At 66.0% G+C, this 13,675-nt stretch carries 13 protein-coding genes and 1 CRISPR repeat array; of the genes, 6 read left to right on the forward strand and 7 right to left on the reverse strand.

The window, feature by feature from the left end; genetic code table 11:
- Window positions 1-93: 93 nt before the first annotated feature.
- Window positions 94-1,077 carry a malate dehydrogenase gene (locus L0C60_RS11515; protein WP_234505200.1) on the forward strand — a complete coding sequence of 328 codons (984 nt, stop codon included), beginning with the start codon at window positions 94-96 and terminating at the stop codon, window positions 1,075-1,077.
- On the opposite strand, the gene L0C60_RS11520 is transcribed toward L0C60_RS11515, so the two are convergent.
- Window positions 1,074-1,538: a phosphoribosyltransferase gene (locus L0C60_RS11520; protein ID WP_234505197.1), complete on the reverse strand. Its 465-nt coding sequence runs from the start codon at window positions 1,536-1,538 to the stop codon at window positions 1,074-1,076. The genes L0C60_RS11515 and L0C60_RS11520 overlap by 4 nt on opposite strands.
- On the reverse strand, window positions 1,538-2,755 hold the full coding sequence (locus L0C60_RS11525) for an aspartate kinase (RefSeq protein ID WP_234505194.1): 1,218 nt from the start codon (window positions 2,753-2,755) through the stop codon (window positions 1,538-1,540). The genes L0C60_RS11520 and L0C60_RS11525 overlap by 1 nt, the downstream gene beginning before the upstream one ends.
- Before the next feature lie 88 nt (window positions 2,756-2,843).
- Here L0C60_RS11525 and L0C60_RS11530 point away from each other — a divergent pair, with 88 nt between their 5' ends.
- Complete coding sequence (locus tag L0C60_RS11530) at window positions 2,844-3,977, forward strand: methyltransferase (RefSeq protein WP_243092814.1); 1,134 nt, start codon at window positions 2,844-2,846, stop codon at window positions 3,975-3,977.
- Window positions 3,974-5,284 carry an RNA polymerase sigma factor RpoD gene (rpoD, locus tag L0C60_RS11535; RefSeq protein WP_243092815.1) on the forward strand — a complete coding sequence of 437 codons (1,311 nt, stop codon included), beginning with the start codon at window positions 3,974-3,976 and terminating at the stop codon, window positions 5,282-5,284. The genes L0C60_RS11530 and rpoD overlap by 4 nt, the downstream gene beginning before the upstream one ends.
- 390 nt (window positions 5,285-5,674) lie before the next feature.
- Window positions 5,675-6,104: direct repeats of the CRISPR family, unit length 36 nt; unit sequence GTTGCAAAAGATGCTTCCCCGTAAGGGGATTGCGAC.
- A gap of 75 nt (window positions 6,105-6,179) precedes the next feature.
- On the opposite strand, the gene L0C60_RS11540 is transcribed toward rpoD, so the two are convergent.
- Complete coding sequence (locus L0C60_RS11540; RefSeq protein WP_243092816.1) at window positions 6,180-6,683, reverse strand: 2'-5' RNA ligase family protein; 504 nt, start codon at window positions 6,681-6,683, stop codon at window positions 6,180-6,182.
- 156 nt (window positions 6,684-6,839) lie between these two features.
- Here L0C60_RS11540 and L0C60_RS11545 point away from each other — a divergent pair, with 156 nt between their 5' ends.
- Genes L0C60_RS11545 through ribF form a run of 3 tightly spaced genes read left to right on the forward strand, consistent with a single transcriptional unit; the run spans window position 6,840 to window position 9,363 of the window.
- Window positions 6,840-7,955 carry a hypothetical protein gene (locus L0C60_RS11545; RefSeq protein WP_243092817.1) on the forward strand — a complete coding sequence of 372 codons (1,116 nt, stop codon included), beginning with the start codon at window positions 6,840-6,842 and terminating at the stop codon, window positions 7,953-7,955.
- Between the two features lie 57 nt (window positions 7,956-8,012).
- Window positions 8,013-8,501 (forward strand): NUDIX hydrolase, encoded by a 489-nt coding sequence (locus tag L0C60_RS11550; protein WP_243092818.1) that lies wholly within the window; start codon window positions 8,013-8,015, stop codon window positions 8,499-8,501.
- Window positions 8,479-9,363 (forward strand): riboflavin biosynthesis protein RibF, encoded by an 885-nt coding sequence (ribF, locus tag L0C60_RS11555; RefSeq protein ID WP_243092819.1) that lies wholly within the window; start codon window positions 8,479-8,481, stop codon window positions 9,361-9,363. Before L0C60_RS11550 ends, ribF begins: the two co-directional genes overlap by 23 nt.
- Here ribF and gcvPB read toward each other — a convergent pair.
- The 4 genes from gcvPB to gcvT form a co-directional block, all read right to left on the reverse strand.
- Entirely contained in the window at window positions 9,360-10,790 is a 1,431-nt protein-coding gene (gene gcvPB, locus L0C60_RS11560) for an aminomethyl-transferring glycine dehydrogenase subunit GcvPB (protein ID WP_243092820.1), read from the reverse strand. The genes ribF and gcvPB overlap by 4 nt on opposite strands.
- Window positions 10,787-12,103 (reverse strand): aminomethyl-transferring glycine dehydrogenase subunit GcvPA, encoded by a 1,317-nt coding sequence (gene gcvPA, locus L0C60_RS11565; RefSeq protein ID WP_243092821.1) that lies wholly within the window; start codon window positions 12,101-12,103, stop codon window positions 10,787-10,789. The genes gcvPB and gcvPA overlap by 4 nt, the downstream gene beginning before the upstream one ends.
- 108 nt (window positions 12,104-12,211) lie before the next feature.
- Complete coding sequence (gene gcvH, locus L0C60_RS11570; RefSeq protein ID WP_243092822.1) at window positions 12,212-12,598, reverse strand: glycine cleavage system protein GcvH; 387 nt, start codon at window positions 12,596-12,598, stop codon at window positions 12,212-12,214.
- 18 nt (window positions 12,599-12,616) lie between these two features.
- Window positions 12,617-13,666, reverse strand: a complete 1,050-nt coding sequence (gene gcvT, locus L0C60_RS11575) for a glycine cleavage system aminomethyltransferase GcvT (protein ID WP_243092823.1) — start codon at window positions 13,664-13,666, stop codon at window positions 12,617-12,619.
- Between the last annotated feature and the right edge of the window lie 9 nt (window positions 13,667-13,675).

Below are 13,675 nucleotides of genomic sequence, written 5' to 3' on the forward strand. Positions count from 1 at the left end.
CCCATAACATCAGTCTCCTGACCCAGAAGATGGCTGGGTAGCAACTTGGGTTAGCGTAAAATCCCCTTGGGCGTAAGCCCAAAGGAGGTACGCATGAAAAGCCCTGTTCGCGTGGCGGTCACCGGCGCCGCAGGCCAGATCGGTTATAGCCTCCTCTTCCGCATCGCCGCGGGGGAGATGCTGGGCAAGGACCAGCCCATCATCCTGCAGCTTCTGGAAATCCCCCAGGCCCTGAGAGCCCTGGACGGGGTCATCATGGAGCTGGAGGACTGCGCCTTCCCCCTCCTCGCCGGGGTGGTGGCCACCGACGACCCCAAGGTGGCCTTTAAGGACGCCGACTACGCCCTCCTGGTGGGGGCTGCTCCCCGCAAGGCGGGCATGGAGCGGCGCGACCTCCTGGAGATAAACGGCAAAATCTTCACCGAGCAAGGCCGGGCCCTGGCGGAGGTGGCCAAGAAGGACGTGAAGGTGCTGGTGGTGGGGAACCCCGCCAACACCAACGCCCTCATCGCCTACAAGAACGCCCCTGGCCTCAACCCCCGGAACTTCACCGCCATGACCCGCCTGGACCACAACCGGGCCAAGGCCCAACTGGCCAAGAAGACCGGGGTGGCCGTGGACCGCATCCGCCGCATCGCCGTCTGGGGCAACCACTCCTCCACCATGTTCCCCGACCTCTTCCACGCCGAGGTGGACGGGAAGCCCGCCTTGGAGCTGGTGGACATGGAGTGGTACGAGAAGGAGTTCATCCCCACCGTGGCGGGGCGGGGGGCGGCCATCATCCAGGCCCGGGGGGCTTCTAGCGCCGCCAGCGCCGCCAACGCCGCCATTGAGCACATCCGCGACTGGGCCCTGGGCACGCCGGAAGGGGACTGGGTATCCATGGCCGTCCCCTCCCAAGGGGAGTACGGCATCCCCGAGGGCATCGTCTACTCCTTCCCCGTGACCGCCAAGGGCGGGGAGTACCGCATCGTGGAGGGGCTTAGCATCAACGAGTTCGCCCGCAAGCGCATGGAGATCACGGCCCAAGAGCTCCTGGACGAGATGGAGCAGGTGAAGGCTTTGGGCCTTATCTAATCCCTAAGCCAGACCTCGGGGGCCCACGGGTAGACCACCCAGGCCCCCGTTTCCTTGGCGTAGAAATCGGGTCGGTCCGGCACCTGGTTGCGGCCCGGTTTGAAGTGGAGGGTGGCCACCACGGGCACGCCCCCCGCCTTCCGGATGCGCCCCTTCACGGCGTAAGCGGTGCGGCCCGAGTCCCAGACATCGTCCACCACCAAGACCCGCTTGCCGAAGAGGAGGGGGTCAGGGGGGAACTGGAGGAAGACGGGCTCGGGAAGCGTTTCTTCCCCCTCGTAAAACATCACCGCCGCGGTGAGGATATTCCGGATGGAAAGGGCCTGGGCCAGAAGGGCGGCGGGGATGAGGCCTCCCCGGGCGATGCCCAGGAGGAGGTCAACGGGTTCATCCCGGAGCTTCTCGGCAAGGAGGCGGACCCAGGCGAGAAGCTCGTCCCACGAAAGCGCCTCCCGTTCCATCAGGGCTTGTCCAGCTCAAAGGCCTGGTGCACGGCGCGCAGGGCGGCCTCGGCGTACTCGGCGGGGATGATGACGGAGATGCGCACCTCGCTGGTGGCGATCATCTCAATGTTGGCCCCCGTGGAGGCCACCGCCTGGAACATCTTGGCGGGGATCTCCGGGGCCGAGGCGAGTCCCACCCCCACGATGGACACCTTGGCGATGTCCGGCCTGAGGATGGCCTCGCCGCCGATCTCGGCCAAGACGGGCTCTAGGGCCTCGAGGGCCTCCTGGGCGAAGTCCTTCTTCACGGTGAAGGCCATCTGCTGCCGGGAAGGGTCGTGGCCAGGCACCCCCTGGATGATCATGTCCACGGCGATGCCCCGTTCCGCCAAGGCCTGGAAGACCTTGGCGGCGATGCCCGGCTGGTCGGGAATGCCGATAAGCCCAATCTGGGCGTGGTCCAGGTCCAACGCCGCCCCCGTCACCGCCTTGCCCATCTCCATACTGACCTCCTTCACCAGGGTACCGGGATTGTAGGAAAAACTAGAGCGCACGTGGAGCACCACCCCGTAGCGCTTGGCGTAGTAGACCGCCCGGGGGTGAAGCACCCTCGCCCCCAAGGCTGCCATCTCCAGCATCTGGTCGTAGCCGATGACCTCCAGCTTCCGGGCCTCGGGGATCAGGTGGGGGTCCGTGGTGTAAACCCCTTCCGTGTCCGTGTAAATCTCGCACTCCTTGGCCCCCAAAGCGGCGGCGATGGCCACGGCGGTGGTGTCCGAGCCCCCCCGGCCCAGGGTGGTGATCTCCCCTTCCGGGGTGGTGCCCATAAAGCCAGCGATCACCGCCACGTAGCCCGCCTCCATAGCCTCCTGGATGCGCCTTGGGTCTACCTCGAGGATGCGGGCATCCCCGTAGCGCCCGTCGGTGGTGATGCCGATCTGGTGCTGCACAAACCCCTTGGCGGGGATGCCCATGGCCCAAAGCTGCATGGACAGGAGGGCCACGGAAACCTGCTCCCCCGTGGTGGTGAGGAGGTCCAGCTCGCGGAAAGGAGGTCTCGGGTTCACCCGCTTGGCCAGGGCGATGAGCTCGTCCGTGGTGTGCCCCATGGCCGACACCACCACCGCAAGTTTATGCCCCTTCTCCCGATAATGAGCGATGCGCTGGGCCACCTTGTGGATGCGCTCCAGGTCGCCCACGGAAGTGCCGCCGTACTTTTGAACCACCAGGGCCACGCTCGCCTCCTTCCCGCCCCTGGGGCGGTTTGAAAAGGAATGCTATCACATTTGCCCTTCCTTCCCAAGCCCCGTATCCTGAAAAGACGTGAGCCTGACCCTCGAGGCCTACCACCGCCTCACCCCCCTGCCCCGGGAAGGCGGCTTCCTCTACGTGAAGCCCGGGGCCCGCGGCTACCGGGACCCCGTCTACGAGGCCTTGCAGAAGGCCGTGGCCCCCTTCGGGGAGCGCGCCTTGGACCTGAACCCGGGGGTGGGCTGGGCGAGCCTCCCCCTGGAAGGGCGGATGGCGGTGGAAAGGCTAGAAACCTCCCGGGCCGCCTTCCGCTGCCTGGAACGAAGCGGCCTAAGGGCCCGCCTCGCCCCCCCATGGGAGGCGGAGGAGGGCGCTTACGATCTGGTGGTCCTCACTCTTCCCGCGGGCCGGGGCACCGCCTACGTGGAGGCCACCCTGGTGGCCGCCGCCCGGGCCCTGCGCCTTGGGGGGAGGGCGTACCTGGCGGGGGATAAGAACAAGGGCTTTGAGCGCTACTTCAAAGAGGCCAAGGCCCTTTTCGGGTACGGCGAGGTGATCCGGCGGGAAGGCCCGGTGCGGGTGGCCCTTCTGGAGAAGGAAAAGGAGGCCCCGCCCCTCCCCGCCCTCTGGCGGAGCTTCCAGGCCAGGCTTTTCGGGGAAACCTTCACCTTCCACCACCTCCCCGGGGTCTTTTCCGCCGGCAAGGTGGACCCCGCCTCCATCCTGCTCCTCCAAGCCCTCCGGCAGGCCCTGGGCCCAGAGGGGGTGCGGGGGAAACGGGTCCTGGACCTGGGGGCGGGCTACGGGGCCCTCACCCTGCCCCTTGCCCGGTGGGGCGGGGAAGTGACGGCGGTGGAGGACGACCTGGTTTCCGTGCTTTCTTTGGAGCGAAGCCTTGCAGAAAACCGCCTTCGGGCGCGCGTGCTCCACTCGGACGTGGACGAGGCCTTGACGGAAGGCGAACGGTTTGACATCATAGTTACGAACCCCCCCTTTCACGTGGGGGGTGCGGTCATCCTGGATGTGGCCCAGGCCTTCGTGGAAGCGGCGGCGGCCCGGTTAATGCCGGGCGGTGGGTTTTTTCTGGTGGCGAACCCCTTTCTCAAGTACGAGCCCTTGCTAGAGGAACGCTTCGGTGCCTTCAAAACCCTCTTGGTGAGGGAGTACAAGGTGCTTTACGCCCAAAAGGAGGGAGGACGGCGTTGAAAAAGGCCAAGAGCAAGAAGACCAAAGAGGAGATGGAGGCCAAGGACACCCTCACCACCCTAGAGGCCCTTCCCGAGCCGGAGGCCCCGGGGGAGGACCTGGCGGACCTCCCCGATCCCGACCCCGAGCTCCTGGAAGCGGAGGCGGACCTGGCCCTTCTGGACGAGGGGCTGGACCTGGAAGACGACCTTCTCCTCACCGAAACGGAGGGCGAGGAGCCCTTTGAGGAGGGAGAGGAAGAGCTTTCCGTCCCCAAGGTTTCCACCTCCGACCCCGTGCGCCAGTACCTGCACGAGATCGGGCAGGTGCCCCTCCTCACCCTCGAGGAGGAGATTGAGCTCGCCAGGAAGGTGGAGGAGGGCATGGAGGCCATCAAGAAGCTCTCCGAGGCCACGGGGCTGGACCAGGACCTCATCCGGGAGGTGGTGCGGGCCAAGATCCTGGGCACCGCCCGCATCCAGGAGATCCCGGGCCTAAAGGGGAGGCTGGACCCCAAGACCATTGAGGAGGTGGACCAGAAGCTAAAAAGCCTCCCCAAGGAGCTCAAGCGCTACCTGCACATCGCCCGGGAGGGAGAAGCGGCGCGGCAACACCTGATTGAGGCCAACCTGCGCCTGGTGGTCTCCATCGCCAAGAAGTACACCGGCCGGGGCCTTTCCTTCCTGGACCTAATCCAAGAAGGTAACCAGGGCCTCATCCGGGCGGTGGAGAAGTTTGAGTACAAGCGCCGCTTCAAGTTCTCCACCTACGCCACCTGGTGGATCCGGCAGGCCATCAACCGGGCCATCGCCGACCAGGCCCGCACCATCCGCATCCCCGTGCACATGGTGGAGACCATCAACAAGCTCTCCCGCACCGCCCGCCAACTGCAGCAGGAGCTGGGCCGGGAGCCCAGCTACGAGGAGATCGCCGAGGCCATGGGCCCGGGCTGGGACGCCAAGCGGGTGGAGGAAACCCTGAAAATCGCTCAGGAGCCCGTGTCCCTGGAAACACCCATCGGGGACGAGAAGGACAGCTTCTACGGCGACTTCATACCCGACGAGCGCCTTCCCTCCCCCGTGGAGGCCGCCGCCCAAAGCCTCCTCTCCGAGGAGCTGGAAAAGGCCCTCTCCAAGCTCTCCGAGCGGGAGGCCATGGTGCTCAAGCTTCGGAAGGGGCTCATTGACGGCCGGGAGCACACCCTCGAGGAGGTGGGGGCCTACTTTGGCGTGACCCGGGAAAGGATCCGCCAGATTGAGAACAAGGCCCTGAGGAAGCTCAAGTACCACGAGTCCCGCACGCGGAAGCTCCGGGACTTCCTGGACTAGCCACCGGAGCCGGGAGGGGCGCCTCCAGGGCGCCCCTCTCTTTTTCGCCCACTTGACACGACGGAAAGGGCGCGTTTTTCGCTTTCTCATGTTATAGCGAGCTCTTCAAGGGCCTTCACTCACCTTTTTTGAACCGCGTCAAGCGTTTCAGTAAAGTGGTAAAATCAGGGTACCGGCACCCGCCGGTGGGCATCTTGACAACCAGTTTTCGCCTTAGGCATGGGCTTTATGCGCTTTTCCCTTCTCATCGCCCGTTTCCTATGCGCCTTCCTGACGGCATAAACCCCCAAAAATGGCCCTTATACGGCATGTGCATATTCCAAGCTTCATCTTTCTCATAAACCCCCCTCTGGAGCATGCCCTCCAGAACGTCGTTTTTGAGGGGTTGCCGTTGCAAAAGATGCTTCCCCGTAAGGGGATTGCGACTCATCGTACCTACGCCACGGGACTTCAACCCTCACCATCCTGCGTTGCAAAAGATGCTTCCCCGTAAGGGGATTGCGACGGCTATGAGGAAGGAACCGACGGAGATAGCGGATATCGCCGAGGTTGCAAAAGATGCTTCCCCGTAAGGGGATTGCGACCCCCATCGCATCACCCCCCACACCCGCCTGGCCCCATGACCACCAGTTGCAAAAGATGCTTCCCCGTAAGGGGATTGCGACCCACACTCCCAAATGGCGGGCTTCCCCGACTTGGTTGCCTGGAGTGTTGCAAAAGATGCTTCCCCGTAAGGGGATTGCGACAGGTCGGGGAAGTAGGGCCGTAGAGCTTCGGCGATTTGGTTGCAAGAGATGCTTCCCCGTAAGGGGCTTCCGCTTCTTCAGCGGCCCACGTTGGGCCGCCATGGGTACAAAAAGGCCCCCGCCTAGGCGGGGGCCTTCGCTTTTGAGGGCTAGGTGGGCCTAGCGAGGGGAAACCGCGCCACCTCCACCAGGTCTCCCCCGTCCTGGTCCTTCACCAAGGCCACCTCCTTCACCAAAAAGGAGCGGCGGAAGGGCAAGGGGAGCTTGGCCGCCAAGGCCCTAGCCTCCTCCTCGCCAAGCCCCAGGGCCAGGGTGATGTGGGGAATGTAGCTTGGCCCCTCAATCTCCTTAAGGGGCGGGGCCAGGGGCTCGAGGGCGTGGAAGAGCCTCCGGAAGGCGCTACCCCCGTAGGCCCGGAGGTAGACCACCCCCTGGGGAAAATGGCCCCACCCCCCAAGCCGCAGGCGGAAGGGGGCATGCCCCCGCAGGATGCCCTCGAGGGCAATCTTTAGGGCCTCCTCCTCGTAGGGCCATTCAAAGGGCTGGCGCAGGTTGAGGTGGGGCGGGCCAAACCCCCGCACCCCGTGTTCGGCCTGCAAGGCCTCCAGGAAGGCCCGGAGGTCAGGGGGCGGCCACACCAGCACCCCGTACACGCCGCCAGTATACCTGGATGGCCAAGGCGCCCGGAGGCTTAGCCCTGTCCCAGAAAAATCCGCTTCAGAAACGTAACGGGCCTCGTTTCCGGGACATATTGCCCTTGACTTGTGTCATGATGGGGGTGTGAGCTAAAGCCGTAAGGAGGTAGCTTTATGAAAAAAGCCCTTCTCGCCCTCCTGGCCCTTGGCCTCATGGTGGCCTTTTCCAGCAAGGAGGCCATCCAGAAGGAGTGGGAGCAAAGCGCCCACAACAACGGGGTCATGGGGAACAAGACCCTCACCGAGGCCACGGTGGAGGCACGCCAAGCCAACGCCGCCCACTGCGCCCGTTGCCACAGCGAGCAAGGCTTCCTGGCCTGGTTGGAGCAACTCCAGAAGGGGAACCCCGGAAACCTGGTGGGTCCGGACGGGAAGCCCGCCACCGTGGAATATCTCAAGTCCCTGGGGCTCACCAAGGACCAGGTGAAGCCCATCACCTGCAACACCTGCCACGACCAGGACGGGGACCTGCGCCTCGTCCACGACACCCCCATGCTCCCCTCGGGCTTCAAGGCCACGGCGGTGGGGAACGCCGCCTTGTGCATCACCTGCCACAACTCTAGAAACGGCCGCATCACCTGGAACGCCGAGGACCCAGGCCGCTACACCTACCCCCACGCCTCCAGCCAGGGGGATGTGATCCTGGGCAAGAACGCCTACTTCGTGGACGACACCAAGGAGTGGCCTAACCCCCACGCCTTCTTTACCGGGAACGCCTGCTCCGCCTGCCACATGAGCCTGGCGGGCACCGGGGAATACTCAAGCCACACCTTCAAGGCCCCGGAAAACCTCTGCGCCTCCTGCCACGGGGCCAAGTACACCCAGGAGATGGTCCAGGAGAACACCGAGCACCTCCTCTCCCTCCTCCGGGCTAAGGTGAACGCCAAGGTGCTGGCGGTGCGGGACCGCATCAAGACCGTGCGGGCCTACAACCCCGAAACCGGCCAGTTCACGCCGAACGTGGCGGTGAAGGCCCCGGTGTACCGGGCGGACATCCTCTCCATCGCCGGCCAGATCGCCTTCAAGATGACCCTCACGGACGGGACGGTCCTCTACAGCCAGCTTGGGGACATCCGGGACGAGAAGGGCCAGCCCGTGTTCGCCACCAAGGACCCCGTGGTGCGGGCGGCTTGGAACTACCTCCTCATTGAAAACGATGGCTCCAAGGGCGTGCACAACCCCACCTACACCCGGGCCGTGCTCCTGGCCACTTTGAATGCCTTGCAGTAGGGAAAGGCTTCCTGCCCCCGGGGCCTAGGCCCCGGGGTTTTCCCGTACCATGGAGGCGTGAGCCGCACCTATCTTTACCGGGGGCGCATCCTGAACCTGGCCCTGGAAGGGCGCTACGAAATCGTGGAGCACAAGCCGGCGGTGGCCATCATCGCCCTCCGCGAGGGCAAGATGCTCTTCGTTCGCCAGATGCGCCCCGCCGTGGGCCTTGCCCCCTTGGAAATCCCGGCGGGGCTCATAGAGCCCGGGGAAGACCCCTTACAGGCGGCCCAGAGGGAGCTCGCCGAGGAAACGGGGCTTGCGGGGGACCTGAGCTACCTTTTTAGCTTCTACGTGTCCCCGGGCTTCACCGACGAAAAGACCTTCGTCTTCCTGGCCCAGAACCTAAAGGAGGCCCAGGCCACCCCCGACGAGGACGAGGCCATAGAGGTGGTCTGGCTGGAGCCGGAAAAGGCCTTGGAGCTACACCAGAAAGGCCAAGCGGAGTTTTCCGCCACCGGCCTCGTGGGGGTCCTCTACTACCATGCTTTTCTCCGAGGTCGCTGACGTCCCCAAAGGCCCCAAGGTGGTGGCCGTGGGCTCCTTTGACGGGGTGCACCTGGGCCACCAGTACCTCCTGCGCCAGGCCCTGGCGGAGGCCAAAGCCTTAAAGGAGCCCCTTCTCGTCTACACCTTTGACCCCCCCACCAAGGTCTTCACCCGGGGGGAGGGCTTCCTCATGGACCTCACGGAGAAGGTGGAGGCCCTGAGGGGGGTGGGGGTGGAGCTCATCCTGGCGGTGCCCTTCAACGAAGCGTTCGCCCAAAGGCCGGCGGAGGCCTTCCTGGAAGACCTGAGGGCCCTAGGGGCAAGCCGCATCTACGTGGGGGAGGATTTCCGCTTTGGCCGGGGCCGGGCGGGAGGGGTGGAGGAGCTTTCCCGGGTGGCCCCCACCCGCATCGTCCCCCTCCTCACCCTAGGGGGCGAGGCGGTGAAGAGTAGCCGCATCCGCGCCCTCCTCCTGGAGGGAAGGGTGGAGGAGGCCCGCCACCTCCTGGGCCGTCCGTACGGGGCCTATGGGGTGGTGGTGGAAGGGGAAAAGCTCGGGCGAAAACTGGGCTTCCCCACGGCCAACCTGGCGGTGCACCCCAAGAAGGTCCTACCCCCCGGGGTCTACGCCGTGGAGGTGGAAGGGGCCTTTGGCCGCCACAAGGGGGTGGCCAACGTGGGCACAAGGCCCACCCTGGGCGGGGAGGAAAGGCGGCTTGAGGTCCACCTCCTAGGCTTTGCCGGGGAGCTTTATGGAGAGGAGGCCCGGGTGCGCTTCCTGAAGCGCCTCAGGGAGGAAAGGCGCTTTCCTAGCCTCGAGGCCCTCAGGGCGCAGATCGCCGAGGACGTGGCGCAGGCCCGGGCCTACTTCGGGCTCTAATCCACCCCCGGGTCAAAGTAGGTGAGCTTGGGGTGCTTGTTGGCCCTAAGCTCGTCCAAGCGGCGGACCGGGGTGGTGTAGGGGGCGTTTTCCAGCCACTCCTTGGGCTTTTGCAAGAGCTCCCCCATGGCCTCGGCGAAGGCCTCGAGGGTCTCCTTGCTCTCCGTCTCCGTGGGCTCCACCATTAGGGCCTCCTTGACGATCAAGGGGAAGTAGACCGTGGGGGGGTGGAAGCCCAGCTCCAAAAGCCCCTTGGCCAGGTCCAAGGCCCTATACCCCTGGGGAGGCTGGGCCACGAACTCGTGCATGCAGGGCCCGTCGTAGGGCACCCGGTAGCCCTTTTCCTTCAAGAGCTCCTTCAGGTAGCGGGCGTTGAGAACGGAAAGGGCCGCCGCCCTCTTAAGCCCGGGAAGCCCCAGGGTACGGATGTATGCCCATGCGCGCACCAGGGCCAAGAAGTTCCCGTAGAAGCTCTTCACCCGCCCGATGCTCTTGGGCCGGTCAAAGTCCAGGTAGTACCCCTCCTCCCCCTTGGCCACCAGGGGCACGGGCAGGTAGGGGGCCAGGTGGGCCTTCACCCCCACAGGACCCGAGCCGGGGCCACCCCCGCCGTGGGGCACGGTGAAGGTCTTGTGCAGGTTCAGGTGGACCACGTCAAAGCCCATGTCCCCGGGGCGGGCCCAGCCCATGATGGCGTTCAGGTTGGCCCCGTCGTAGTAAAGCTGCACCCCCGCCGCCTTGGCCAGGCGGGAGATCTCCAGGATGCGCCTTTCAAAAAGCCCCAAGGTGTTGGGGTTGGTGAGCATGATGGCGGCCACGTGGGGGCCGAGCTCCCGCTTGAGGGCCTCGAGGTCCACCTCCCCATCGGGCCCCGAGGGAACCTCCTTTACCTGGTAGCCCGCCATGCTGGCGGTGGCGGGGTTGGAGCCGTGGGCCGAGTCCGGCACCAGCACGAGCCGCCGCGTCTTCCCCTCCCCCCGGTCCTCGTGGTAGGCGCGGATGACCAGGATCCCCGTGAGCTCCCCGTGGGCCCCGGCGGCGGGCTCTAGGGTGATGGCGTCCATGCCCGTGAGGGCCTTCAGGTACTCCCCGAGCTCCCACATGAGGGCCAAGGCCCCTTGGGCCGTCTTGGGGTCCTGGTAGGGGTGGAGGTCGGCGAAAAGCCGCGCCGCCTCCTCGTGGAGCTTGGGGTTGTACTTCATGGTGCAGCTCCCCAAGGGGTAGAAGGTGGTGTCCACCCCCACCTGGCGGCGGGAAAGCCCCGTGTAGTGGCGCACCAGGGTGAGCTCGTCCACCTCGGGAAGCCTAGGCGGGGTTTCCCGCAGGAAGGCCTTGGGGATGAGGCTTTCCGCCTGGGGCGCTTCCTTGACGAGCTTCAGGCCCCGCCTACCCTTGCGGCTCCGTTCAAAAATCAGGGGATAGTTCACGCCAACACCTCCTTCAAGGCATCCCTTAGGGCCAAGAGGTCCTCTTCTTCGTGAAGCTCCGTGGCGGCGAAGAGGGCGAGGTTTTCCCCGTACTCCTCGGGCACGGGGGTGGCGGCGTGGAAACCCCGGGCCGCCAGGGCCGCCCGCACCGCCTCCGGGGGCTTGGGAAGCCTCAGGGCGAACTCGTTGAAGAAGGGCTTGGGCGTGAAGGCCTCCACCCCCGGCACCTCCAGGAGGAGCTGGTAAAGCCGGTGGGCCAGGGCCACGCCCCGGAGGGCCACCTCCTTAAGCCCCTCGGGCCCCAAGGCCGCCAGGTACATGGCCCCCATGAGGGCGGTGAGCTGGGCGTTGGTGGTGATGTTGCTCTTGGCCTTGGCCCGCCTTATGTACTGCTCCCGGGCCTGCAGGGTGAGGATGAAGCCCCGCTTGCCCTCGGCGTCCACCGTCTCGGAAACCAGGCGCCCCGGGAGCTGGCGCACGAAGGCCTTCTTGGTGGCCAGGTAGCCGAAGTGGGGGCCGCCAAAGCCCATGGGCAGGCCCAGGCTCTGCCCATCCCCCACGGCGATGTCCGCCCCGTAGGCCCCCGGGGGCTTGAGGACCCCAAGGGAAAGGGGGTCGGCCACCGCCACGAAAAGGGCCCCCACCCGGTGGGCCGCCTCCGCCAGGGGGGCGAGGTCCTCCAGGGCCCCCAGGTAGTTGGGGTTCTGCCCCACCACCGCCCCCACCCCCTCGGGCACCGGGAAGGAGGGGGTGCGCCCTCCTTCCAGGGGCAGGGTCTTGAGCTCCGCCCCCACCGCCTCCAGATAGGCCTTGAGCACCGCCCGGTACTCGGGGTGAACCCCTTGGGAGACCAGGACCTCCATCCGGCCCGTTTCCCTCAAGGCCAGGAGGACCCCTTCCGCCAAGGCGGTGGCGCCGTCGTACATGGAGGCGTTGGCCACCTCGAGGCCCGTAAGCTCGGCGATCATGGTCTGGTACTCAAAGGTGGCCTGGAGGACCCCCTGGCTCACCTCGGGCTGGTAGGGGGTGTAGGCGGTGAGGAACTCCCCCCGGCCCGCCAGGGCCTGGACCACGGGGGGCACGTGGTGGCTCCGGATCCCCCCGCCCAGGAAGGCCTTGCGGGCGGGCTTGTTCTTCTCGGCAAGCCGCCTCAGCGCCTCCAAAACCGCCCACTCGGGCATGGGCTCGGGCAGGGCGATTTCGGGGTTTAGGATCTCCTCGGGCAGGTGGCGGAAGAGGTCCTCCAGGCGCTCCGCCCCCACCCGCTTAAGCATCTCCTGGATCTCCTCCTCGGTATGGGGCGTATAATCCATAGGTCCATCCTTAAACAAAACCCCCGGGCCATTTGACCCGGGGCCACAGAGGGGCACGCCCCCCCGCCTAAGCCCGTGCGGGGAAGGGCCGCCCTCGGGAAAGCCATGTTAGGCCTCGCTCTCCAAAGCCTCCTGGTACCCATCCGCATCCAGGAGGTCGTCCAGGTCCCCCATGTCCAGGGGGCGGAGGCGGAAGATCCAACCCTCCCCGTAGGGGTCTTGGTTGATGAGCTCCGGGGTCTTCTCCAGGACCAGGTTCACCTCCACCACCTCCCCGGCCACGGGGGCGTAGATATCGGAGGCGGTCTTCACGCTCTCCACCACCGCCACCGCCTCGCCCTTCTCCACCTTGCGCCCCACCTCGGGGAGCTCCACGTAGACCACGTCTCCCAGGGCGTCTTGGGCGTAGTCGGTGATGCCCACCAGTACCGTGTCCCCTTCGGGCAGGGCCCACTCGTGGGTCTTGGTGTAAAAGCGGTCCTTGGGTATGTCCATAGCGCCTCCTAACCCCCGCTATTTTAGCGGCACAAAGGGCAAGGGGCTAAGGGAAGCCTGTACCCGCCTTCCCCGCACCTCCACGAAGAAGGGCGCTTCCGCCCCCTCCTCCACGTAGGCCAGGGCGATGCCCTTTTCCAGAAGGGGAGAGTAGCCCCCGCTCGTCACCCGGCCCACCGGGGCTTCGCCGGAGAATACCCGGTAGCCTTCCCGGGGGATGCCCGTTTCCAGGACCAAGCCCACGAGCTTTTCCCGGCAGGCTCCGGAAAGCATGGCCTCCTTGCCGAAAAAGGCCTTCTCCTTCTTCACCACCCAGGCCCAAGGGGTGCAGAGGGGGTTGGTGGTGTCGGTGAGCTCGTGGCCGTAGAGGGGGAAGCCGGCCTCGAGGCGCAGGGTATCCCGGGCCCCAAGGCCACAGGGCTTCGCCCCCGCCTCCACCAGGGCCAGGAAGACCGCCTCGGCGTCCTCGGGGGCCAGGAAGAGCTCAAACCCGTCCTCCCCCGTGTACCCCGTGCGGGCAAGGAGGGCAGGGCGGCCCGCCACCTGGGCCTGGAAGACATCGTTCTTCTTGCGCCCCTTTAGGTCGGCGTCGGTAAGCCCCTGCAGGAGGCTTTCCGCCTTGGGGCCTTGGAGGGCGAGGAGGGCGGTGGCCTCGGAGCGGTCCAAAAGCTCCACCCGGAAGCCTTCTGCCAAGGCCTCGAGGTGGGCGAAGTCCTTGGCGATGTTGGCGGCGTTGACCACCATGAGGTACTCCGCCTCGCCCAGGCGGTAGAGGTAGATATCGTCCACCACCCCGCCCCTTTCGTTTGGGAGCATGGAGTACTGGGCCCTCCCCACCTTGAGCCGGGCGGCGTCGTTCGCCGTGGCCCACTGGAGGAAGGGGAGCGCCTCCTCCCCCCGCACCCAGAACTCCCCCATGTGGCTCACGTCAAACACGCCCGCTTCCCGCCTCACCGCCAGGTGCTCCTCCACGATGGAGGTGTACTGCAGGGGAAGGGCGTAGCCGGCAAAGGCCACCATGCGCCCGCCCAGGCGCAGGTGGGCCTCGTAAAGGGGGGTGCGCTTCATACCAAGGCT

This window comes from Thermus hydrothermalis, from assembly GCF_022760925.1.
Lineage (GTDB): Bacteria > Deinococcota > Deinococci > Deinococcales > Thermaceae > Thermus > Thermus hydrothermalis.

Bases quoted from the DNA above. Each gene is read 5' to 3' on its own strand.
- gcvPA (WP_243092821.1), bottom strand. From the start codon at position 12,103: ATGGATTATACGCCCCATACCGAGGAGGAGATCCAGGAGATGCTTAAG.
- L0C60_RS11520 (WP_234505197.1), bottom strand. From the start codon at position 1,538: ATGGAACGGGAGGCGCTTTCGTGGGACGAGCTTCTCGCCTGGGTCCGC.
- L0C60_RS11545 (WP_243092817.1), top strand. From the start codon at position 6,840: ATGAAAAAAGCCCTTCTCGCCCTCCTGGCCCTTGGCCTCATGGTGGCC.
- gcvT (WP_243092823.1), bottom strand. From the start codon at position 13,666: ATGAAGCGCACCCCCCTTTACGAGGCCCACCTGCGCCTGGGCGGGCGC.
- ribF (WP_243092819.1), top strand. From the start codon at position 8,479: ATGCTTTTCTCCGAGGTCGCTGACGTCCCCAAAGGCCCCAAGGTGGTG.
- gcvH (WP_243092822.1), bottom strand. From the start codon at position 12,598: ATGGACATACCCAAGGACCGCTTTTACACCAAGACCCACGAGTGGGCC.
- L0C60_RS11515 (WP_234505200.1), top strand. From the start codon at position 94: ATGAAAAGCCCTGTTCGCGTGGCGGTCACCGGCGCCGCAGGCCAGATC.